Origin of the sequence: Loktanella sp. DJP18, from assembly GCF_049310965.1 — a bacterium.
Classification (GTDB): Bacteria; Pseudomonadota; Alphaproteobacteria; order Rhodobacterales; family Rhodobacteraceae; genus Loktanella.
Map to the genome: position 1 here is coordinate 48352 of NZ_JBMERN010000016.1, position 20590 is coordinate 68941.

Sequence of the window (20590 nt, forward strand, 5' to 3'; positions counted from 1 at the left end):
CCGAGACACCACTTACGGTAATCCGTGTCCAGCACAGGCTTAATTCAATGGATGTGGTGGGCACGAGAGCCGCATTCATCGCACCTGGATCACCGTCGCAAAATGGCGACTGCGAGAGCGCTACCGCCGACTTTCGAAATAGTCACTCAATGCCGTGGGCTATCGCCGCCAGCGTCCAAGTGCCTTGTCGCGATAGACCAAAGGCCGGCTATGACTGACATTCAACTAAGCCACCCAATGGGGGGCCTCAACGATTGCGGCTTTATCTATTGATCGTTTAAATCGAAAAAAGTGCTTTGTGCGCATTCCCTACTGCAGGGCTGGTCGCCGAGTTGCCCGCATCAATCATGAGGGCGACGTCCCCTACCGATCTGTCTTGTATGTTCTGATTGGCTTGCCAGCTCCATTGCATGGATTTTGTCGTTTCGACCGCGACGTTGCAGAAACCCGTCCCACAAGCCTTTTACCATAAACTTGTAGTAAAGACGCCGTTCGGTGCTTTGACAATGACGCCCCCGATACCACCATATCAGCACATAGTAGGCCAAAGCTGCTGGAAAGACGATCGGTCCTGCGGCCTGACGCGCGATGTCGACGCCATTGCGGCAGTGATAGTAGATCTTCCATAATGGCCGGTAGACAAAGCCGCTGCTTAAAGTACCGCAGTCGTGGACGAAGCGGATCATCGGGGCAAAGACCATAGTGAATCCCGATCGGCGCAGACGCAGGGAATAGAGCACGTCATCGCCGTAGATAAACAGCCCGCCTTCGGGCAGACCGGCCGCCTCCCAAGCGCGGCGGTGGACAAAGTAGCCAACGAAGGAAGCAACGTCGATGGCTATTGCAGGGGCGTCGGGCGCGAACTGCGCGTCGGTCAAGTGAAAGCCGGAGCGTGTGCCACGCAGCAGGGTCTGCGCGAACAGCCGCAGGTTCCAGAACGGATTGCGTGATGGGCGGTTCATCTCGCACAGCTTCCCGTCGGGACAGAAGACGGCAGCCACGATGATGCCGAGGTTTGGAAAATCGGTCTTCAATCGAGGCATTTCGCTGCGAAACAGAGCTAATGCACCAGGTTCTGGCCGGGCGTCGTCATCCATCAGGATGATCCACTCAGGATCTAACGTGGCCTTTGCGTAAGCCATCCCCGTCTCGAACCCACCAGCACCGCCGCTGTTTTCGGGCAGTGTCACGATGTGAACACGGGAGTCGCCCTGATCCGCCAGCCAAGCAGCTGTACCGTCGGTGCTGGCGTTGTTGACGATTACGATGTGATCGACATCCTCGGCGCAGAGCACAGGCAGGGTGATCCGCAACTGGTGCAGGCGATTGAAGGTAACAACGACGGCGCAGAGCGTCACAACGGAGCCTTGGAAAACCGCGGGGCAAGGGTACCGGTGGCCTGTGCCGCAAGAAAAGCGACAGCAAGGTCTAGCGCCTCGCGGATTGTTACGTCCATGTCGAGATAGCGATAGGTACCCAACCGGCCAACGAAGGTCACGTTGGACGCGGTTTCGGCCAGTGCGACGTAGTCGGCGAGCAGTGATTTCTCTTCTACCAGACGAATAGGGTAGTAGGGAATGTCGTTTGGCTCGCATGCGCGGGGCGTCTCGCGGTAAACTACTGATTTTTCGTGGGTTTCCCAAGGCGAAAAATACTTGTGCTCGGTAGTGCGCGTGAATGGGACGTCGAGGTCCGGATGGTTCATCACCGCACAGCCTTGCCAATCGCCATCGTAGCGGAACGTCTCGAAGACGAGGGTGCGGTAGCCAAGCCGCCCAAGCCGGTAGCCGAAGAAACCGTCGAGCGGCCCGGACCAAAAGACGTGGTCCCAGTCGGCGGCCTCCGCGGGGTGGAAGAAGGTCTCTAACCTAAGGGAAATGCCCGGATGGTCGAGGATGTTGTCGATCAGCGCGGTATAGCCGTTTTCTGGCATGCCTTGGTGGCGGTGGAAGAAGTAGTTGTCGTCATAAGTAAAGCGCAACGGTAGTCGCTTCAGGATTGATGCGGGCAAGTTTGCGGGGGAAGTGCCCCACTGCTTTTCCGTGTAACCCTTGAAAAAGGCAGCGTAGAGGTCTGGGCCGACAAAGGCGAGAGCCTGTTCCTCGAAGGTTTGCGGGTTGGGAATATTGGCGGTCCGCGCAGCGATAAAGGCCCGTGCCTCCTCTGGGCGCAGGGCGGTGCCGAAGAACTGGTTGATCGTGTGCAGGTTCACCGGAAGGCTGAAGACCCGGTCGCCAACGGTAGCTTTGACTTGGTTCTTGTAAGGTCTGAAGCGGGCGAAGCGCTGCACCCAGTCCCAGACACCATCGTCGTCAGTGTGAAAGATGTGCGGACCGTAGGTATGGACCATGACGCCGGTGTCGGCGTCGCGGGCGGTGTGGCAGTTGCCGGCGACATGGGGGCGGGCATCGACCACGGTGACCGCATGGCCCGCCTCGGCCAGCTCGCGCGCCAGCACGGCACCCGACAGCCCCGCGCCCACCATCATCAGCCTGTCGCCCATCGCTCTTTTCCTTGCAAACTTCTGCCGGCGGCCTTATCGCATTCCGCACAGAGGTCATAGTCCGCATAGGATCGTTTGATGGGCTTTTGCGCAATTGACCCTCTAGGGTAGGCCAGTATCTTGTGAGCAAGAAAAGGGCCGGACCATGCGCCGTTGCCTTTGGCGGGTAGAGTAGACCCTTGGGGGAAACATGACGCGTCTTTACCGCAGTCTTGCGGGCTTTATCCTCTGTGCGGCGCTCGCCGCCTGCAATTCGCCGAGAGGCGCGGGCTTCCAATCTGAAGTGCTGGCCGCAGAAAACACGACAACCGATGCCAATGGTGATCCGATTTACGATTTCGCGGTCTTTCCGGTCACTCGTGAAAGCTTGCCGATCATCCAGTCCTGGCCGGCCAACAACCTACGGCAGTATAAGTGGATCGCGCATCAGAACCAGCCGCAAAGCCTGTTGATCTCTCCGGGTGATACACTGCAGGTCGCGATCTGGGATACGGAAGAAAACTCCCTTTTGACCGGGGCAGGGCAGCGGGTGGCCGAGCTCAAGGACATGAAGGTGGGATCGGATGGCCGGATCTTTCTGCCTTTCGTCGGCAGCCTGAAGGTCTCGGGCATGTCGCCCCAGACGGCCCGTGAACAGATCCAAGCGACGCTGGAAAATGTCATGCCATCAGCCCAGGTCCAACTGAACGTCGACCCCGGGCGCGGAAATACGGCCAATCTGGTGTCCGGAGTCAGTAACCCGGGCGTATTCCCGCTGGCTGACCGCAACGTCAGCCTGCTGACGCTGCTGTCCTCCGGCGGTGGTGTTTCGCCGAATCTGGTGAACCCGCAGGTCCGGCTGTTTCGAGGATCCCAGGTCTATGGTTTATCGCTGAGCCGGCTATTCGAGGAACCGGAGCTCGATACCGTTGTCCAGGGGGGCGATCGCATCCTGATCGAGGAGGACGAGCGCTACTTCCTGTCCCTGGGAGCCACCACGCGCGAGGCGCTGCATGCCTTTCCCAAGGATGAGGTCAGCGCGCTCGATGCGCTGTCGATCGTGGGGGGCGTGTCGGCCGCGCGCGCCAATCCGCAAGGCATCCTGATCCTGCGCGAGTATCCTGCCAGTGCCGTGCGCGCCGCAGGCCCGACACCCGACGGCCCGCCCCAGGAGAGGGTCGTGTTCACCATTGACCTGACCAAGGCCGATGGACTGTTCAGCGCAGCCAAGTTCAAGATTCAGTCCGGCGACCTGGTCTACGGGACGGAAAGCCCGCTGGGCACGGCCAACTCGATAGTTGGCATCGTCGGCAACCTGCTGCTGGCGCGCGCACGAATCTAGGCCGCCTTCGGTCCGGCCTGCCGCCGCCGCCGCCCGTCTCCGGGCCGGGGCGGATTGTTGCCAATTTCAGAACCCGGAGTTGCGCCAAAGCGTACCAATTGCCTCATGGCGGTCTGGGCACCGCCACCGCGATGACCCATTTCGGGCCTCTCGTAGCCATCACACGTATCTGACCCCGTCCGCCGGATCTGCACCGGCACCGGGGTGGGCCACGCATCTGATGGACGAAAGAGGCTGCCATGACTCTCGCCGCTGGCGAACAATATCTTTTGGAACTGATCAACCGCGCCCGCCTGGATCCGGGTGCCGAGGCGCAACGGTACAACCTAGGCCTGAACGCAGGGCTGGAATCCGGTACGATCGGCACCCAGACGCTGCAGGTGCTGGCACCCAGCGAAACGCTGAGCGCCGCCGCCGCGGCCCACAGCACATGGATGCTTCAGAAGAACCAGTTTTCCCATTCCGGGCAGGGGGGGGCGGACGCGTTCTCCCGCATTGCTTCGGAGGGCTATCGTTTCGAGGGTACCTGGGGCTGGCGCGAGAACCTGGCATGGGTCGGCAGCACGGGGCGTGTCGACATGACCGCAGCGATCGAGCAGCATCACGAAGGACTCTACCGGTCCGCCAGCCACCGGGTAAATACTTTTGCCCCCAATATGCAGGAAATCGGCATCGGCCAGATGGCGGGATATTTCACCCAGGGTGGCAAAACCTACAATTCCTCAATGCTGACCGAGAAATTCGCTGTTTCGGGCAATTCAGTCTATGTCACCGGTGTCGCCTATCGCGATGCCGACGGCGACGGTTTCTATTCCGTCGGCGAGGGGCGCCAAGGGCTAAAGATCTCGGGCAGCGGCGAATCCGACACGGCCGCGGGCGCGGGCGGCTACGCCATCCGCATGGCGGCGCAGGGCGACGTGACCATGACCGTGTCGGCGGGCGGCAAGATCATGGGGCACCTGATCGTCGATCCTTCGGACGGAAACGTCAAGCTGGACATGGTCACCGATCCCCAGGCGCGCGTGGTAGCACATGTCTCATCCTCGACCGAGCTGCTGGACGGGATCCGCCACGCCAGCCTGCTGGGCAACGCCGATCTCGACCTGACCGGACAGGGCGCACGGAACTGGCTGACGGGCAACCGGGGTGATAACGACATCCGTGGCGGTGGCCGTGGCGACTGGATCCACGGCGAAGAGGGAGACGATCACCTGTTCGGGAATCGTGGCAACGACAGGCTTTACGGCAACGAGGGCAGAGACCTGCTCAATGGCGGCATCGGCCGGGATCGCCTGTGGGGCGGCAGTGGTGACGATCGCTTGGTTGGTGGCAACGGCAAGGACATGCTGAATGGCGGCGGCGGCGACGACACGCTGCTCGGCGGGCGGCACCGCGACATTCTAAAGGGCGGCTCGGGTGAAGACGTCCTGAACGGCGGTCATGGCAACGATGTTCTGCGCGGGAATGCGGGCGCGGATACCTTCGTCTTCGAACAGGGGCGCGACCGTATAAAGGACTTTCACGACAATGTCGATACGATCGCAATCGACGCCGACCTGGCGCGGGGCATGAGCGTGGCGGACATCCTAGACGCCGGGTCCGTTTCCCATGGTCGCGCGGTATTCGATTTCGGCCATGGTGACATCCTGACGATCAACCACGTCGACAACCTGAGCATTCTAGCCAACGACATGATTATCCTTTAATCCCGCAGCCGCGCCCGCTGTCGGGCGCGGAGGGTGCCGATGACCACGAATTCCGATGCCCGCCCCCTCATTCTGGGGGCCTCGGGGCGTTTGGGGCGCGCGCTGGCGCGGTCCTGGCCCGCAGGTACGCCCGCGCCGCTGCGGCAGACCCGCGACGGGGCAGGGGGCACGCTGGCCTGGGACATCCTGAACGCCCCCGCCCCCGCCCTGCCGCCCATCGACAGCGTTTTCGTGCTGGCGGGCGTCACCCACGGCACGCCCGAAGCGTTGGCGCTGAACACGGAACTGGCACGGGTGGGCGCGGACCTGGGCGCGCGGCTCGGCGTGCCGGTCCTCCTCGCCTCCTCCCAGGCGGTCTATGGCCCGCAGCCGGGGCTGCTGCGCGAGGATGCGCCGTTGCGGCCCGCCAGCGACTACGGCCGCGCTAAGGCGGCGATGGAGGCCGCGGTCACCGGTCCCCATGTCACCCACCTGCGGATCGGCAACGTGGCGGGCTGCGATGCACTGGCGGCCGCCATCGCGCGGGGCGGCGTGGTGCTGGACCGCTTCGTGGACGGGCAGGGACCGCGCCGGGCCTGGTGCACGCCCGGCGACCTGGCCCGGGTGCTGCTGGCGCTGCGCAGTGCGCCCGTGCGGCCGCAGGTGGTGAACGTCGCGCGCCCGGGCCTGGTGGCGATGGCGGACGTGCTGGCGGTGGCGGGCGTGGCCTTCGACTGGACCCCGGCCCCGCCCGGGGCGCTGCCCAGGATGGCGCTAGATGTGACCCTGTTGCAGGGGATCTGCCCGCTGCCGCTCGCCGACGCACAGGCCGTGGCCGAGGCGCTGGCATGACCCCGTCCAAGCGGACGCTGGACCTTGGCCTGGCCCTGTTGCTGGCGGTGCTGCTGGCCCCGGTGCTGGCGGTGCTGCTGGCGGCGCTGGCGCTGACCGAAGGGCGGCCATTCTTATATGTCAGCGAACGGATGCGTAGCCCCACCCGGGCCTTCGGCCTGATCAAGCTGCGCACCATGCCGGTCGGGGCCGACCGGGTCGGCGGCGTCACGGGGGGCGACAAGCAGCAGCGGATGAGCCGGATGCACCGGCTGCTGCGCCGGACCCGCGCGGACGAGATCCCGCAGCTGTGGAACGTGATACGGGGCGACATGAGCCTGGTCGGGCCCCGTCCGCCGCTGCGCCGCTACGTGGAGGATTACCCGGACCTCTACGGTGCTGTGCTGGAAAGCCGCCCGGGTATCACCGGGCTGGCGAGCCTGGTGTTCCATGGCCACGAAGAGCGGCTGCTGGCGGCCTGCGCAACGCCCGAGGAGACCGACGCGGTCTATCGCCGGCGCTGCATCCCCGCCAAGGCGCAGCTGGACTTGATCTATGCGCGCCACCGGAGCCTGTGCTGGGACCTGGCGCTGATTGGGCAGACGGCCCTGAAGCCATTTCGCAGAGACTAAATGTAATCGACCCTCTCGGCCAGTGCGGTCCAGTCGGTGATACCGGAGAGGGTTAGCCTGTCACCGCCGCGGCCGCCGTCGAGCGTGTCGCTGCCGTCGCCGCCCAGCAGGTGTCGTAGCCCGTGCCACCGTCGAGCAGGTCGCCGTCACGGTGAAGCTTTTCAGCCGGTCATCGCCGGCGCGGCCGATCAGGATGTCGCGGCCACGGCCGCCAAAGATCCGATCGCAGCCGCCGTGTCCGTCAATCAGATCGTTGCCGCAGCATCGGCCAGGCGGAGAGGTCGATGCGGTCGACGTCGACCTCGAAGTCCATAATCTTGTCGCGGGCACCGTCGGGGGCCAGCACGAAGATGTCGGCCCCGGCACCCCCCGCCATCACGTCGATGCCGCCGCCGTCGCGCAGGATGTCGTCGCCCTAGCCGCTGTTCAGCTGGTCGTTACCCACGCCGCCGACGTTGGTGAGGGTCATGGCAGTGGTGTCGGCGATCGTGGAGCAGTTCACCATCTGCCCGCCAGGGAGCAACTGCAGCACGGTGATGCCGTCGTCGCCACTGGCGATGACGTAGACCTCTTTGCGGTAGGCCACGACCTCCAGCTCCACCCCGGCACTGAAGCGGGTTTCGCGGGTGTCGAGCAGGTGATCGGTCACGGTGAGTGACACGTCGCTTTCCGTCCGCTGCACGGTCAGGTTGCCGTTGCTGGCGGGATCGCGCAGGGTCAGGCCCCCCGTCGTGTCCCCGCCGGTCAGCAGCATGCTCTCGGCCGCGAGGCCTAGCGGCGTGATCCACCCGGTATCTCCCGGGCGCAGGGGTCCGGTGTAGGCCTCGCCGTCGCACAGGCTCAGGCCGGTGCCGGTGATCGTCCAACTGTCGAGCGTCCCGTCATAGCGGGTGCTGGCGTAAATCTGGCGTCCAGATCACGAGGTCGGTGAGATGGGACATGTCGGCGGTGCCGCTGCGCACCGCCTGTGTGACCCGCGTCAATTCGCCCATTGGTCCTGTTTGCCCCTGCCGTTGAAACCGCGGATCGGTGTCGGCCAAGGGCAGGGCGGGGCCGAATGGGTCACGGCGGGGGCCCTTGCCGCAGGTTTGAAGAGGATTTCGCACAATTTGCGCGGGTTTGCGCCACACCGGCGGGCCAAAAGCGGCACCGCGCGGGTGCCGACGCTTGAAAAGCCGCGATCCTGCGCGCAAAAGAGGTCTGCAGTCGGGGATTGTGAGGACGATGATTTACAGATGGGTCAGCGCATTGTCGCGCCGCCGCAAGCGCGCGGTCCTGCTGGCCGTGGACGTGGCCCTGATCCCGCTTGCCTTGCTGGGCGCGCTGGCGTTGCAGGGCAGCTCCGACACGGGTGCGACCATCGTCGGCAACTGGCTGGCGCTGCCCCTGCTGATGGCAATCGGCGGCCTGCTGTCATCGGTGCTGGGCCTGCCTCAGGTGCAGCTGAAGTCCTATGAAAGCCACGCCATCGCCCTGACTGGCCTGCATGCGGTGCTGCTGGGGTTGGCCGCGGCCGTGCTGGACGACATGGCGGGGTTCGCCACACCGTTGGCCAATTTCATCAACTTCGCGCTGGTCTACTTCCTGCTGGCGGTCAGCGCGCGCATGGGGATGCTGCAAGTGCTGCTGGGCATCTACCGGCGCGGACAGGACCAGTCCCGCGTGCTGATCTACGGGGCCGGCTCGACGGGCCGGCAACTGGCCGCCGCCCTGCGCACGGACGAGACGGTCTTTCCCATCGCCTTCATCGACGACAACGGGGCAGCGCAGGGTACGATCATCCAGGGTCTGACGGTCTACGGGCCGATGGCGATCCCGACGCTGATCAAGACCCATTCCATCGACCGGGTGCTGCTGGCGATGCCCTCTGCCCCGCGGCCCAAGCAAGCGCAGCTGTCGCGCAAGCTTGAGGACATGGGTCTCGAGGTGCAGGCGGTGCCGTCCTTCGCCCAGCTGACGGGCCGGGTGCCGCTGTTGGACCAGTTGCAGCCCGTGGTGCCGGGGCGGTTCCTTGGGCGCGCGGCGCTGGACGCCGCCCTGCCCGACAGCGGCACCACTTATGCGGACCGGGTGATCCTGATCACTGGGGCCGGCGGGTCGATCGGGTCGGAACTCTGCCGTCAGCTGCTGATGCGGGGGCCTGCCAGGCTGGTGCTCTTCGAGATCAGCGAACTGGCGCTTTACACCATCGACATGGAACTGCGCGCCCTGCTGCGCAAGCAGAAGATCGAGATCGTACCGGTGCTGGGGTCGATCACCGACGCGGGCCTGATGGCGCGGGTGATGGCGGAACAGAAGGTGCAGGTCGTGCTGCACGCCGCCGCCTACAAGCACGTACCGCTGGTGGAACGCAATCCGGTGGTGGGCATGTCCAACAACGTGCTGGGCACGCAAGTACTGGCGCAGGCCGCCGCCAACGCGAGAGTGGAACGCTTCATCCTGATCTCCTCGGACAAGGCGGTGCGGCCCAAGAACATGATGGGTGCCTCCAAGCGCATGGCCGAACTGGTGGTGCAGGACTTGGCCAGCCGGACGCGGGGCACGGTGTTCACCATGGTCCGCTTCGGCAACGTCATGGGATCGTCAGGGTCGGTCATCCCGCTGTTCCAGGACCAGATCTCCAAGGGCGGCCCGGTGACGCTGACCCACCGGGAGGTCACGCGCTTCTTCATGACGATCCCCGAGGCCGCCAAGCTGGTGCTGGTGGCGGGGTCATTCGCATCGGGAGGCGATGTCTTCGTGTTGGACATGGGCGACCCCATTTCGATCTACGATCTGGCGCGGCAGATGATCTCGGCCGCGGGCTACTCTGCGCGCGACGAGGCCAATCCCGACGGCGACATCGAGATCCGCATCACCGGCCTGCGCCCCGGCGAGAAGATCCACGAAGAACTGCTGATCGGTCAAGGCCAGCTGACTACGCCGCATCCCAAGATCCTGCAGGCGAACGAGGCGGCGCTGTCCGAGATCGAGATCGCAAGCGCGCTGAAGGCGCTGCGAAAGGCCATTGAGGCCGCCGACGAGGTCGCCTTGCGCGCAGTCGTCGCCCGCTGGGTCGAAGGCGGTGCCCATTTCGCGGGCGGGGCCGAGGGCCAGAGTTGAGGGGTGCCTGCCGCTGGCCAGATCAGGAACTTATCCGGTGCACCGTTGCGGCTGGGCAGAAAGACATTGTCCCTGATCTTCAGGTGCATGACGGCACACCCGCCATGCTTTGCCGCGCGGGTCATCCGAACAGGCCTAGATTGACCATCTGGAACACGATCAGTTTGCGGGTCTGATACGATATCATCATGGCATGAGTTCACCTGATCCGACCACCCGGCACAAGTTGAATGACATCGCTGCGCCCCCGTTGTCACCGGGGTTTGCCGGGGGCGGGCAGGTTCGTTAAGACGCCAATGACATCTTAGCGAAAGGTCCCCCATCATGCCCCCCAAGTTCGGTACCTCCGGCCTACGCGGCCTTGTCACGGACCTCACGCTCGATCTGGTCGCCGACCACGTCCGCGCCTTCATCGCGGCCTGTCCGGTGGGGACAGGGCTTTACGTAGCGCGCGACCTGCGGTCGTCCTCGCCGGCGATCGCGGACATGGTAATCGCCGCCGCACGCGCCGAGGGACTGCATGTGACCGACTGCGGTGCGGTGCCGACACCGGCGCTGGTGCTGGCGGCCATGGGCGCGGGCGCGGCGGCGGTGATGGTGACCGGCAGTCACATTCCCGCCGATCGCAACGGGCTGAAGTTCTACGTGCCCCAAGGCGAGATTGACAAAGCGGACGAGGCTGCGATCTTGGTCAATCTGGGTCGCGCATCGGCTGAAAAGCCCGGAACAGCGACCGAAAACACGACTGCCGGTGCAGACTACGTGACGCGGACTGTGGGTGCCTACGGACGGGTGCTGACCGGGCGGAGCATCGGCGTCTACAGCCATTCCGCCGTGGGGCGCGACCTACTTCTGGATATCGTAGCGGGGCTGGGTGCGTCAGTGGTGGAACTGGGCCGGTCCGACACCTTCATCCCCGTCGATACCGAGGCCGTCGATCCCGCGATCCGCGCGCAACTGCGGGTCTGGGCACAAGAACACGCGCTGGATGCCATCGTATCCACCGACGGTGACGGCGACCGGCCCCTGCTGACCGACGAGACGGGCGTGGTCATCATGGGCGATATCCTCGGCCAGATCACGGGTACCGCCCTTGGGGCGGAGATTGCCGTAACGCCGGTGTCGTCGAACACCGGGGCGGAGCAACTGTTCGGGACCGTGGTGCGCACACGCATCGGCTCGCCCTTCGTGATCGCCGGCATGGCGGAGGCGGGGGGCCGGGTCGTGGGATACGAGGCGAACGGCGGCTTTCTGCTGGGCTTTGCGGCCGAGGGCCCTGCCGGCCCCTTGCCGCCCCTGATGACCCGCGACGCGGTGCTGCCCTTCGTGGCACCGCTGGTCGCTGCGACCGGAGGGCTGGCGGCGCTGGTGGCCAGCCAGCCCGCGCGCTTTACCGCCGCCGACCGGCTGCAGGAGGTGCCGACGGAAAAGAGCCTTGCGCTTGTCGCGTCTTTCGATGCCAATCCGGGAAGACGGGCGGATTTCCTGTCACTGTTTGACGGGATCGAAGCCGGGGTGGACCGCACCGACGGGCTGCGCATGACCCTGGCGGACGGGCGGATAGTGCATCTGCGCCCTTCGGGCAATGCACCCGAGCTGCGGTTCTACGCCGAGGCCGACAGCCCGGCTGTGGCAAAAGACATGCTGGCACAGGGGCTTGCCATGCTGCAGGCGAAACTAGGGTGAACCTTTGAGATGACCGCCTCCCGAGCTTCCTGCGCGCCACGCCGAACGGGCTGAAGGCCAAGACTTCAACATTGGCGGTCCCTGGACCCAGATGACGCCGTCTTCAGGCTCCATGCCGATAGGGAGATCATGAAGCTGGTCGACTGTTTTGCCCAGTTCGGCGGCGACGCGCTCGACAGTTTTGACGGCGTAGACCTTCTTCAACTGCATGATCAGGTGGCTTGGCGCAAGATCGCGGCTGCGAACACGAATTGGCCGAGGAACTGGACGGAGTTCCAAGTGCCGGGCAGCTGCCCGATCCCGATCCCGATCCCGATCCCGAGGCCTAGCGTCGGCAGTTTGGACCTGACCCGTCAGCTTTGCCACCGTCACGGTGCAGAAGGTGGGCCTCGAAAGCTATGACGCGCTTGTCGCGCCGATAGCCTGGATGGGGGAGACAGCATGAAGACTGCATATCCCATCGACGAGGCACGTCTCGGCATCATGCTGAACGAGTTGCGCCTGCCCACGATCAAAACCCTCTGGCCGCAGTTCGCTGAAGCGGCTGATCGCGAAGGCTGGCCAGCAGCGCGCTTCCTCGCGGCCATCGCTGAGCACGAGCTGGCCGAGAGCGCCAATCGCCGGATCGGACGTCATCTCGCCGAAGCGCATCTGCCGCCAGGCAAGACGCTCGACAGCTTTGCCTTCGAGGCTGTCCCAATGATCTCCAAGGCGCAAGTCATGGCCATGGCTGCGGGAGACAGCTGGCTGGCGCGTCCTGTTCACCAGAACGACTGATCTGGTCCAGAAACTGCAGGTCGCGCGGTGCGAATTGCAGCTCAAGGCCGCCCTTGCCAAGCTCGACAAGTTCGACCTGCTCATCCTTGATGACCTCGCCTACGTCACCAAGAATCAGGCCGAGACCAGCGTGCTGTTCGAGCTGATATCGGCCCGATACGAGCGGCGATCCGTTCTGATCACCGGGAACCAGCCCTTCGGCGAATGGAACAGGGTCTTTCCGGACCCGGCCATGACGCTCGCGGCCGTCGACCGGTTGGTCCACCCCGCCACGATCGACCGGGTGCTGGCCCCGGTCCGGGCAGGCGCTTCGGGCGGGCGGCGTCGGCGCAATACCCATTCCTCAGCAGTGCGGCGCAGTGTGCCGATCCGGACCTTTGCAGATTGGAACGACCCTGTGCCTGGATACATGGAGGCAGATCTTGTGGCACATAGTGGCCCGTCGGCAAGCGGCAGCTTCGTGCAGACGCTAACACTCACCGATATCGCTACGGGATGGACGGAATGCGCGCCGCTGCTGTTTCGCGAGCAGCGCCTGCTGAGCGAGGTGATGACCGCGCTGCGTCCGGTATTGCCGTTTCCGTTGCTCGGCTTCGACACGGACAATGACAGCGTGTTCATGAACGAGACGATCAAGGGCTGGTGCGAGGAGGCGCATGTCGAGTTCACCCGGTCCCGGCCATATCGCAAGAATGATCAGGCCCATGTCGAACAAAAAAACGGTGCCATCGTGCGCCGGATGGTGGGCTATCGCAGATATGCGGGCATCGACGCTGCCGCCGAACTGGCATGCCTTTATCGCAGCATGCGGCTCTACGTGAACTTCTTCCAACCCTCGTTCAAGCTGATGGAGAAGACCCGGGACGGTGCCCGGGTGACCAAGCGCTATCACCCGCCGCTGGCACCGTTTCAGCGCGTGCAGGCCCATCCCGCGGTCTTGCAGGCCGCCAAGGACGCGCTTGTGGCGCAGTTCAAGCAGCTCGATCCGGTCGCCCTGCTCCACGACATTCGCCGGGCACAGGCACGGTTGACGGCGCTGGCCGATGCAACGCCATTCGCTGAAAACGACGGCAATCCCAAGGCGGACGTCGAAAATTTCCTCAACGGTCTGCGCCATGCCTGGAAGGAGGGCGAGGTCAGGCCCACGTCACGGAGAAAGCCGCCTATCCCCCGAGGTCGGCGACGGCCCGATCCGCTCGCAAAGGTCACCGACGATCTCAAGGCGTGGTTCGACGAGGACCCGTCAAAAACCGGACATGAGCTTTTGTGCAGGCTTCAGGCCGCCCATCCAGATGCCTATCCTGACATGTTGCTGCGCACCGTACAGCGCCGCGTGAAAATCTGGAGAGCAGAATTGGCCAGATCATTGGTGTTCGGAGTCAGCGGGGCCATGGTTGCTGATGACCTCTGACACGCTGCGCAATCTGGAAGCTCCGCGCGCCAGAGGTCATCAGCAACCGCCTAAACTTGGGTTCTGCAGGAGAATGAAATCTACCAGGAACATTCGGCTGAGGCAACGACATGGTTCTTCAGGAACATATTCGGATGCGGCAATACGAGGTCTCATTAAGATTGTCGCGCTATACCTCGCATCTGGCTCACCAGTGCGGTCCTGTGATTGACGAGGCGGCGTCGCGCCCGATGCAGGGCCTGAATGTCCTGTTGCTCTTCTGAGTTGATCGGCACGACCTTCATGTTCGGCAGCATCGCTCCGCGAGATGAAAGATCCACGTGTTGAGCGATTGCTCAACCTGCGCCAATCGGCGTAAACACTGACCGGACTCAAATCGCTGCCGGATGAAAGTTCAGTGATGGCTTTAACACTCACCCCAACGGCACATTGCGATGCCGTCGGGAGGAGCATCCACGCATCAACAGACCTGTCACGGCAAAATGTAAGGCGGTCGGTCTCTATTCGTCTTCGGTAGTTCCCATATTGGCTTCGTGATGCGCGACCGCATCCTTAACGTTGGGATAATAAGTCAGGTATCCCCCTTCCAGCACGGCTCCGGCATCGCAAAGCTGCAGGATCTGCCTCGTGGAGTGGGTGACAACTACTGCACCAGCGGTCTTCAACCGCTCTTTAAATACCAGCTTGCTCTTCAGTTTGAATGCAGCATCACCCACCGATGTCACCTCATCCACAAGATAGGTATCAAAGGGGATTCCGATCGAGATGCCAAAAGCTAGCCTAGATTTCATGCCGGAGGAATAGTATCTTACAGGCAGGTGGAAGTGGCCGCCCAACTCGGCAAAATCCTCGACGAAAGCCATTAGACCCTCGGTGTCGATCCCATAGACCCGAGCAATAAATCGGGTGTTTTGCGCGCCGGTCATATCACGGTGAAAGCTGCCGGCAAAGCCCACAGGCCAAGACATGGTGCCTTTGATCCGAATGTTTCCACTGTCGGGTCGCATCGTACCTCCGATCATCTCCATCAGGGTCGATTTTCCGGCTCCGTTGCGCCCTAGAAGGCCTACAGCCTTGCCTGATGGGAAAGTGCAGCTGATGTCACGGGCCACATGTTTGAAGCCGTTAGGCGTTTGGAACTTCTTGTTGAGGTTCTCGAACTTAATCATTGTGCGAACAGGCCCCAAATCAACGGCGGTCGCGAACAGCATAGTAGACAAGGCTCATGATCGCCCAAATTAGGAAGGCAAAGATACCGATAATGGTAACGATCAGACCCCGTTGCGGATACTGAGACTGTTCTGCCGTTGTCGGACTAATGTACGCAGCCAGATAAAGGCTCTGGCGATTGGCTGCCGCAAGTGCTGAATCTAAGGCACGCAGTGCTGCGGCATAGGCGGTTTCGGCAAACTCGCGATCCACGGTCAAACGTTCAAATTCGGCGATGGTCGTAGCATATTCGACGCCGCCTGAAATCCCACCACCGGTCCCGAACTTCTGCCGTTCATCGGCGATGCGGGCCTCGATCACGTCCAGTCTGCGACGTGCCTGTTCAACCCGCGGATCGTCGCTGTTGGTCGTTTCAGAGATCATATCATATTCAATAAGTGCTGCGGCCTGCTGTGTCTGCAAGGTCGTCAGAAGGCCCATTTGGGCCTGAATATCAGCATTTGGGTCAACAATCTGGTTATTCAGCCGAAAAGATGTAAGGGCTTCGCGGGCCGCCTTCAGGCGTTCAAGTGCAAGGTTCAGATCCTCTTGCGCATACCGCGTCGCATCGTTGCGCGCAGTGGCGGAGAGTGCGTTGATCATGGCTGAACTCTCAGCGTAGATTTCTTGGGCAATCGCGGTGGCGTCCTCAGGTGTAAATGCCAGCACGCGCAGTTCCATCAGGCCAGAGGCGCTGTCGTAGGAAATGTGGACCATCCGTTGCCAGTAGTCGGTAAGATCCTCGATAGTACCGTCGTTGTGATAGCCGAACACGGGGTCGAGATCGGTCAAGACAGCGTAGCGCTGCGACAGGTTCAGAGCCGTTTCGACTTTGCGTACCATTTCCTGGCTCAGAATGAATTCATACAAGATGTCGGTGTCACGCGACGTCGATCCTCCCAAAGTACTAGTCAAACCACCAAGTAGATCAGAGGCGCTGGCGGCGTCTTCCGACCGGACTGTAAAGGCAAGGGTTGAGGCATATTGATCGGCGGCCCGGGTATAGAGGTAATACGCTGAAACGACGATTGGCAGTAGGAAGACCAAGATGAAGGTCAAAAACAAACCATAATGGCGCTTCCGAATTCGAGCAGCCGGAGCCAAAGGGCGGATGACCACCCCGCTTTCTGCTGCTGCACGCAGAGCCGCCCGACGCGCCTTACGTTTCTCCTGCTTTTTTGCTTTCTCAAGCAATTCGTCTTGGCCGAGAGTGCTATCCATGAATATCTGCTTTATTGCCCTGCTTCGTAGCGCTTTGCCTAATACCTTGTGCGAAGATTTGCTACTATTTCGCCTGTAACGCCTTGTTGCGTCCGCGATTACCTAAAAGACCATCGAGGATTCTTTGCCACGTCAGCCAATTATATGCGCTCGCTCGCCTGCGTTAGAGTGCCGCCCGCGCCGTCACCAGATGATTAGTTGGCACCAGCGGTCACATAAAGGGCTTGGCGGCTTGGCGCGCGATATCGACGCCATTGCAGCAGTAGTATTAGATACTCCACAGTGGCATGTAAATGAACCGTTTGCCTATGGTGCCGCAATCGTGTTTCAAGTGGACGGGGCGGGAAAGATGGTGTTTCCATCCGCATCTGGCGCGAAGGCAGCTTCATATGTATGAGACCCTCTGGGGCTGCCCAGCAGCAGGACTTGGCAAAGAGACCAGGTTCCCAAAATGTTCACGAGGATCACAACGGAGCCTGTAAAGTACACGGGCAAGAGGGCTAGCATAGCGTGTGGCGAGCCAAGTGCGGCTCGGTGTCAAGGGCTTCACGGACTATCACGTCCATATTGGCAGCGGTAGGTGCCCAGACGGCCGGCTAACATCATATTAGACACTGTTTTTCGCCTCCTTGATAAAGTTTTGCCAGCATTGCCAACCTTGTCGGTTGGCGAATCGGATTTGAAAAAAGCTTAGCCTGGGGGCGCTGCGGCCTAAGAAGATAAATTGAGGAACCTGACGAGGGTTGCAATGAGAATGTTCCGACAAAGGTTGAAACCGCTCGTCAAGCCGTTAGCGATCCGGTTCGGACTACATCCGTCGCCACTTCGGTTGTCTATGGTGGTCGCGACGTATAATGTTGCTCTCTATATCGACGCTTTCTTCGACAGTCTTGTCGCACAGACGACAGGCCTTGCCGGGCTGGAAGTGATTGTCGTCAACGACGGATCTACAGATGGATCAGGCAATCTGGCTGACGCATGGGCTGCACGCTATCCTGACATAATCCGCGTAATCCATCAGGGTAATCAAGGCGTTGCCATGGCGCGTAACGTGGGGCTTGCCGCAGCAACGGGAGAGTGGATCTGCTTTTCTGACCCGGATGACTTCTTTTCACTAGACTACATTGCGCATATTCGTGCTGAGATAATGAGGCCTGAAGCGGAAAACTTGGTCGCTGTCGTGGCGAATATGAAGTTTTATTATGAAGCAACAGACAGCTACGGTGACGAACATCCTTTGCGGTTTCGGTTCGCCAACGGTATCCAAAGACACGACAGTACGGATCCGGGTCGGTTCATCGTGCCGCATACTAGTAGCGTCTTCATGCGTCGTGAGAGGATTCTGGCGCACGGCCTGCAGTTCGATCCGGCAGTTAGACCAAGTTATGAGGATGCACACTTCATCATCCGCCTGCTTGTGCGGGAGCCCGGCGGAACGATCACCTTTCTTCCGGCCCCTATCTACTATTATCGCAGGCGGGCGGCGGCAACGTCCTTGATCGACGGTATTGTCGCGAACCCGGACTGGTACGCACCGCACCTTGAAGGTGCTTATCGGCCGCTGCTAAAGGACGCAGAAGATTTGAGAGGCAAGGTGCCAAATTTCGTTCAGGCCAATATCTTGCTCAGCCTCATGTCCAAGATCCGTCATGTGACAGGTCCCCGGTTCAATCCTGATGTTTTGGATGCAGAGCAGCGTGCGGCCTTCATCGACGAGATGGCCAAGGTAATGGCGCATATTTCGACCGATGTTTTGCAGGCTATCCAGCTGCCAAGATTGCCAGATATTCATCGCAACGCGCTGCTTTATGTCTACAAGAAATGCCCTCCGGTGCGTCCGGCGCGTGTGGTGTTGGTTGAGGGAATAACGGATGGCAGTGAAAGTGTCTTCGTATTCCGCTGGCAAAGCCCTGAAGGGGCCGGACAAAGTATTCAGGCCATGGTCAACGGTACCCCGCCGCAAGAGGCTGTCCTAACCGAAACGGCCAAAACATTGTTGGGAAAACCTTACATCGTAGAGCAGATGCTGCAGTTACGGATGTCGAAATTACAATCGGTGCTTTTTGTGTGCGAAGGGCAGACGATTAGCATTCAATATGCAGGCCGTGATGTGGGGCCAGCGGCCCATCATGATCAGTTGATCGCCGCCTTGCAAATTAGCGTTTGAACTTGCCGGACACCCTGTCATGTGGTGTGACAGTGGAGACATGTCTTTGACCAACTTCCCTCGCAAGTCCGGCAAATCGCGCAGAGGCCTTGTCGTCCGTACTGGACGCACGACTATCGCGCTGATGCTACGCGAAATGGGTTCGACCTATGGGCGGACGCCAGGAGGCTACGTATGGGCAATTTTGGAACCGATCGGGATGATCGTTCTGCTTGCGGCGGCTTTCTCGCTCGTTGTGCGCGCCCCGTCCTTGGGAACGAGTTTTATCGTCTTTTACGCGACCGGGTATCTTCCCTACCAGTTCTTTTCCACAACAGCGGTAAAGACAGGCCGCGCGCTGCAATATTCGCGTTCCCTTCTATCATATCCCAGCGTGCTGTGGATCGATGCCTTCCTAGCCCGGTTCATGCTCAATTTCCTGACCAGCACAATGGTGTTCTGCATCGTAATGACGGGGATCGTGATCTTCGTCGATGCACGGGTCTCGCTGGATATCTTTCCGGTGATCATCGGCCTGTCGTTGGCGGCTTGCCTCGGTCTGGGTATTGGTATGGTCAACTGCCTTTTGGGGGGGCTCTTTCCAATCTGGCTTAGCATCTGGTCGATTGTTAGCCGACCATTATTCCTAGCTTCGGGCGTGTTGTTCATTCTCGAGGACATGCCGCGATCGATCCAAGATATTCTTTGGTGGAACCCCCTAGTACATGCGACGGGGCTGGTGCGATCGGGTTTTTATTCGACCTACGAGCCCAACTACATTTCACTGCCTTACGTCTGGGGCCTCACGCTGGTCCTAATCGTGCTGGGGCTGGTGTTCATGAAGCCAAACTACCAGCGGGTTCTCGAGATGTGAGAGCGGCCAACCGAAGCCGCGCTCCGAAGGAGAGGATATCGACATGCCTTTGCCATCTGTGATTGAAGCCGACATGACCTTGGTGCGCAACAGCGGCTTTTTCTCCGCCGAATGGTATGTCGCCCGCTACCCGGACGTAGCCCTGTCAGGCATCGATCCGCTGACACATTTCCTCTCGTTCGGCACCTTGCTGGGCCGTGATCCCGGCCCCAATTTCAGTTCTCTTTATCACCGTGAGCATTACGGCCCCGGCGTCGTTGGGCGACGGAATGCACTGGTCCACCATCTCTGTAATCCCGATGCGCAGGGGCAAGAAGACCGTGTCTTGATGGCGGCTGGTCGGCTGGCGGCCACGGGGCAACCAGAGCAGGCCTTGGACCGGGCGCGGCGCGACCTACCCATGGACCTTCGGCATTCCGCCGCGGCGCTGGAGGCGAACCTTGCAATCGCGAGGCATGACCTGGCCGGGTGGGAGGCGGCCCTCAACCGTTACCTTGCCCACTATGGCCAGGTGCCGCTGAAACTGGACCGGGATGCGGCGACGATGCTCGAACGGCTGGCCTGCGCGCCGCTGCCGACCGTAGCGGAGGGGCCGCTCGTCAGCGTCCTAATGGCGGTCTGGAATTGCGATGGCACGGTCGAAGCGGCCATCTCCTCGATCCTTGCGCAAACATGGCGGCCACTCGAGCTTCTGATCGTGGATGACGCGAGCACGGACCGGACGTGGAATACCATTCAGCGGATGGCCGCACGCGACGGGCGCATCCGGTGCTGGCGCAACGGCCGCAACGTCGGACCTTACGTGTCCAAGAACCTGGCCCTGCGACACGCGCGCGGCGACTTCGTGACAGGACACGACGGCGACGACTGGGCCCACCCGCAGCGCTTGGCGCATCACGTCGGCTACATGCTGACCGACGGACAAGCCCTGCCGGTGACAGGGCTGAAGGCCCTGCGGATGCAACCCGACGGGACATTCACCTATCTGTCACGCGCTCGCACCGCGTTTTCCGATGACGGCTTTTTGCGGCATGCGCCTATCAGCTTTATGTTCCGACAGGATTTTCTGATACAAACCTTGGGGTTCTGGGACAATGTCCGCTTTGGCGGCGATACCGAACTGTCGCGCCGCGCACAGGCCGCGACCGGCGGGCCGGTGCCTGAACGCCCCTTTGTGGGTATGATCTGCCTT

18 protein-coding genes and 3 pseudogenes are annotated in these 20590 nt (G+C 61.6%); 13 read left to right on the forward strand and 8 right to left on the reverse strand.

All coding sequences use genetic code 11. The features are described 5' to 3' along the window. Nucleotides 1-341: 341 nt before the first annotated feature. On the reverse strand, nt 342-1358 hold the full coding sequence (locus ACOI1H_RS07020; protein WP_422436179.1) for a glycosyltransferase: 1017 nt from the start codon (nt 1356-1358) through the stop codon (nt 342-344). Continuing rightward, on the reverse strand, nt 1355-2503 hold the full coding sequence (gene glf, locus ACOI1H_RS07025; protein WP_422436180.1) for a UDP-galactopyranose mutase: 1149 nt from the start codon (nt 2501-2503) through the stop codon (nt 1355-1357). The genes ACOI1H_RS07020 and glf overlap by 4 nt, the downstream gene beginning before the upstream one ends. A 190-nt stretch (nt 2504-2693) precedes the next feature. Between glf and ACOI1H_RS07030 the strand changes: the two genes are divergently transcribed. The 4 genes from ACOI1H_RS07030 (at nt 2694) to ACOI1H_RS07045 (ending at nt 6972) form a co-directional block, all read left to right on the forward strand. Then, nucleotides 2694-3824, forward strand: a complete 1131-nt coding sequence (locus ACOI1H_RS07030; protein ID WP_422436182.1) for a polysaccharide biosynthesis/export family protein — start codon at nt 2694-2696, stop codon at nt 3822-3824. 239 nt (nt 3825-4063) lie between these two features. Continuing rightward, on the forward strand, nt 4064-5530 hold the full coding sequence (locus ACOI1H_RS07035; RefSeq protein ID WP_422436184.1) for a CAP domain-containing protein: 1467 nt from the start codon (nt 4064-4066) through the stop codon (nt 5528-5530). 39 nt (nt 5531-5569) lie between these two features. Next, on the forward strand, nt 5570-6361 hold the full coding sequence (locus ACOI1H_RS07040) for an NAD-dependent epimerase/dehydratase family protein (RefSeq protein ID WP_422436186.1): 792 nt from the start codon (nt 5570-5572) through the stop codon (nt 6359-6361). Next, nucleotides 6358-6972 carry a sugar transferase gene (locus ACOI1H_RS07045; RefSeq protein WP_422436188.1) on the forward strand — a complete coding sequence of 205 codons (615 nt, stop codon included), beginning with the start codon at nt 6358-6360 and terminating at the stop codon, nt 6970-6972. The genes ACOI1H_RS07040 and ACOI1H_RS07045 overlap by 4 nt, the downstream gene beginning before the upstream one ends. A gap of 60 nt (nt 6973-7032) precedes the next feature. On the opposite strand, the gene ACOI1H_RS07050 is transcribed toward ACOI1H_RS07045, so the two are convergent. From ACOI1H_RS07050 to ACOI1H_RS07060, 3 genes are read right to left on the reverse strand one after another with little or no spacing between them, the layout of a single operon-like run. Continuing rightward, on the reverse strand, nt 7033-7221 hold the full coding sequence (locus ACOI1H_RS07050; protein WP_422436208.1) for a hypothetical protein: 189 nt from the start codon (nt 7219-7221) through the stop codon (nt 7033-7035). Then, nucleotides 7214-7348, reverse strand: coding sequence for a hypothetical protein (locus ACOI1H_RS07055; protein WP_422436209.1), 135 nt, complete (start codon nt 7346-7348; stop codon nt 7214-7216). The genes ACOI1H_RS07050 and ACOI1H_RS07055 overlap by 8 nt, the downstream gene beginning before the upstream one ends. 39 nt (nt 7349-7387) lie before the next feature. Next, complete coding sequence (locus ACOI1H_RS07060; protein WP_422436190.1) at nt 7388-7726, reverse strand: hypothetical protein; 339 nt, start codon at nt 7724-7726, stop codon at nt 7388-7390. Nucleotides 7727-8196: 470 nt separating this feature from the next. On the opposite strand from ACOI1H_RS07060, the gene ACOI1H_RS07065 reads away from it, so the two are divergent. The 5 genes and pseudogenes from ACOI1H_RS07065 to ACOI1H_RS07085 form a co-directional block, all read left to right on the forward strand. After that, nucleotides 8197-10074 (forward strand): polysaccharide biosynthesis protein, encoded by a 1878-nt coding sequence (locus ACOI1H_RS07065; RefSeq protein WP_422436192.1) that lies wholly within the window; start codon nt 8197-8199, stop codon nt 10072-10074. A 324-nt stretch (nt 10075-10398) separates the two neighbouring features. Next, nucleotides 10399-11760 (forward strand): phosphomannomutase, encoded by a 1362-nt coding sequence (locus ACOI1H_RS07070; RefSeq protein ID WP_422436193.1) that lies wholly within the window; start codon nt 10399-10401, stop codon nt 11758-11760. A gap of 129 nt (nt 11761-11889) precedes the next feature. Further along, the gene (locus tag ACOI1H_RS07075; protein WP_422436194.1) at nt 11890-12162 is read left to right on the forward strand and encodes a hypothetical protein; all 273 of its coding nucleotides are present in this window, start codon (nt 11890-11892) and stop codon (nt 12160-12162) included. 39 nt (nt 12163-12201) lie between these two features. Continuing rightward, a pseudogene (locus ACOI1H_RS07080) lies at nt 12202-12814 on the forward strand (ATP-binding protein); the annotation flags it as partial. Continuing rightward, nucleotides 12806-13948: pseudogene (locus tag ACOI1H_RS07085) on the forward strand (ISNCY family transposase); the annotation flags it as partial. The pseudogenes ACOI1H_RS07080 and ACOI1H_RS07085, both read left to right, overlap by 9 nt. Nucleotides 13949-14118: 170 nt before the next feature. Here the strand turns inward: ACOI1H_RS07085 and ACOI1H_RS07090 are convergent. The 3 genes and pseudogenes from ACOI1H_RS07090 to ACOI1H_RS07100 form a co-directional block, all read right to left on the reverse strand. Next, nucleotides 14119-14244 (reverse strand): annotated as a pseudogene (locus ACOI1H_RS07090) (IS110 family transposase); the annotation flags it as partial. 204 nt (nt 14245-14448) lie between these two features. Next, nucleotides 14449-15159: an ABC transporter ATP-binding protein gene (locus ACOI1H_RS07095; protein ID WP_422436196.1), complete on the reverse strand. Its 711-nt coding sequence runs from the start codon at nt 15157-15159 to the stop codon at nt 14449-14451. Next, complete coding sequence (locus ACOI1H_RS07100; protein WP_422436198.1) at nt 15137-16378, reverse strand: sugar transporter; 1242 nt, start codon at nt 16376-16378, stop codon at nt 15137-15139. Before ACOI1H_RS07100 ends, ACOI1H_RS07095 begins: the two co-directional genes overlap by 23 nt. Nucleotides 16379-16610: 232 nt before the next feature. Here ACOI1H_RS07100 and ACOI1H_RS07105 point away from each other — a divergent pair, with 232 nt between their 5' ends. The 4 genes from ACOI1H_RS07105 to ACOI1H_RS07120 form a co-directional block, all read left to right on the forward strand. Further along, a complete protein-coding gene (locus ACOI1H_RS07105; protein WP_422436199.1) occupies nt 16611-16775 on the forward strand; it encodes a hypothetical protein in 165 nt (54 codons plus the stop codon). A 372-nt stretch (nt 16776-17147) separates the two neighbouring features. Then, nucleotides 17148-18545 carry a glycosyltransferase family 2 protein gene (locus ACOI1H_RS07110; RefSeq protein WP_422436201.1) on the forward strand — a complete coding sequence of 466 codons (1398 nt, stop codon included), beginning with the start codon at nt 17148-17150 and terminating at the stop codon, nt 18543-18545. A gap of 40 nt (nt 18546-18585) precedes the next feature. Continuing rightward, nucleotides 18586-19398, forward strand: a complete 813-nt coding sequence (locus ACOI1H_RS07115) for an ABC transporter permease (protein WP_422436203.1) — start codon at nt 18586-18588, stop codon at nt 19396-19398. Nucleotides 19399-19441: 43 nt separating this feature from the next. Beyond that, the coding region (locus ACOI1H_RS07120) for a glycosyltransferase family 2 protein (protein ID WP_422436205.1) at nt 19442-20590 on the forward strand (1149 nt) is incomplete at its 3' end.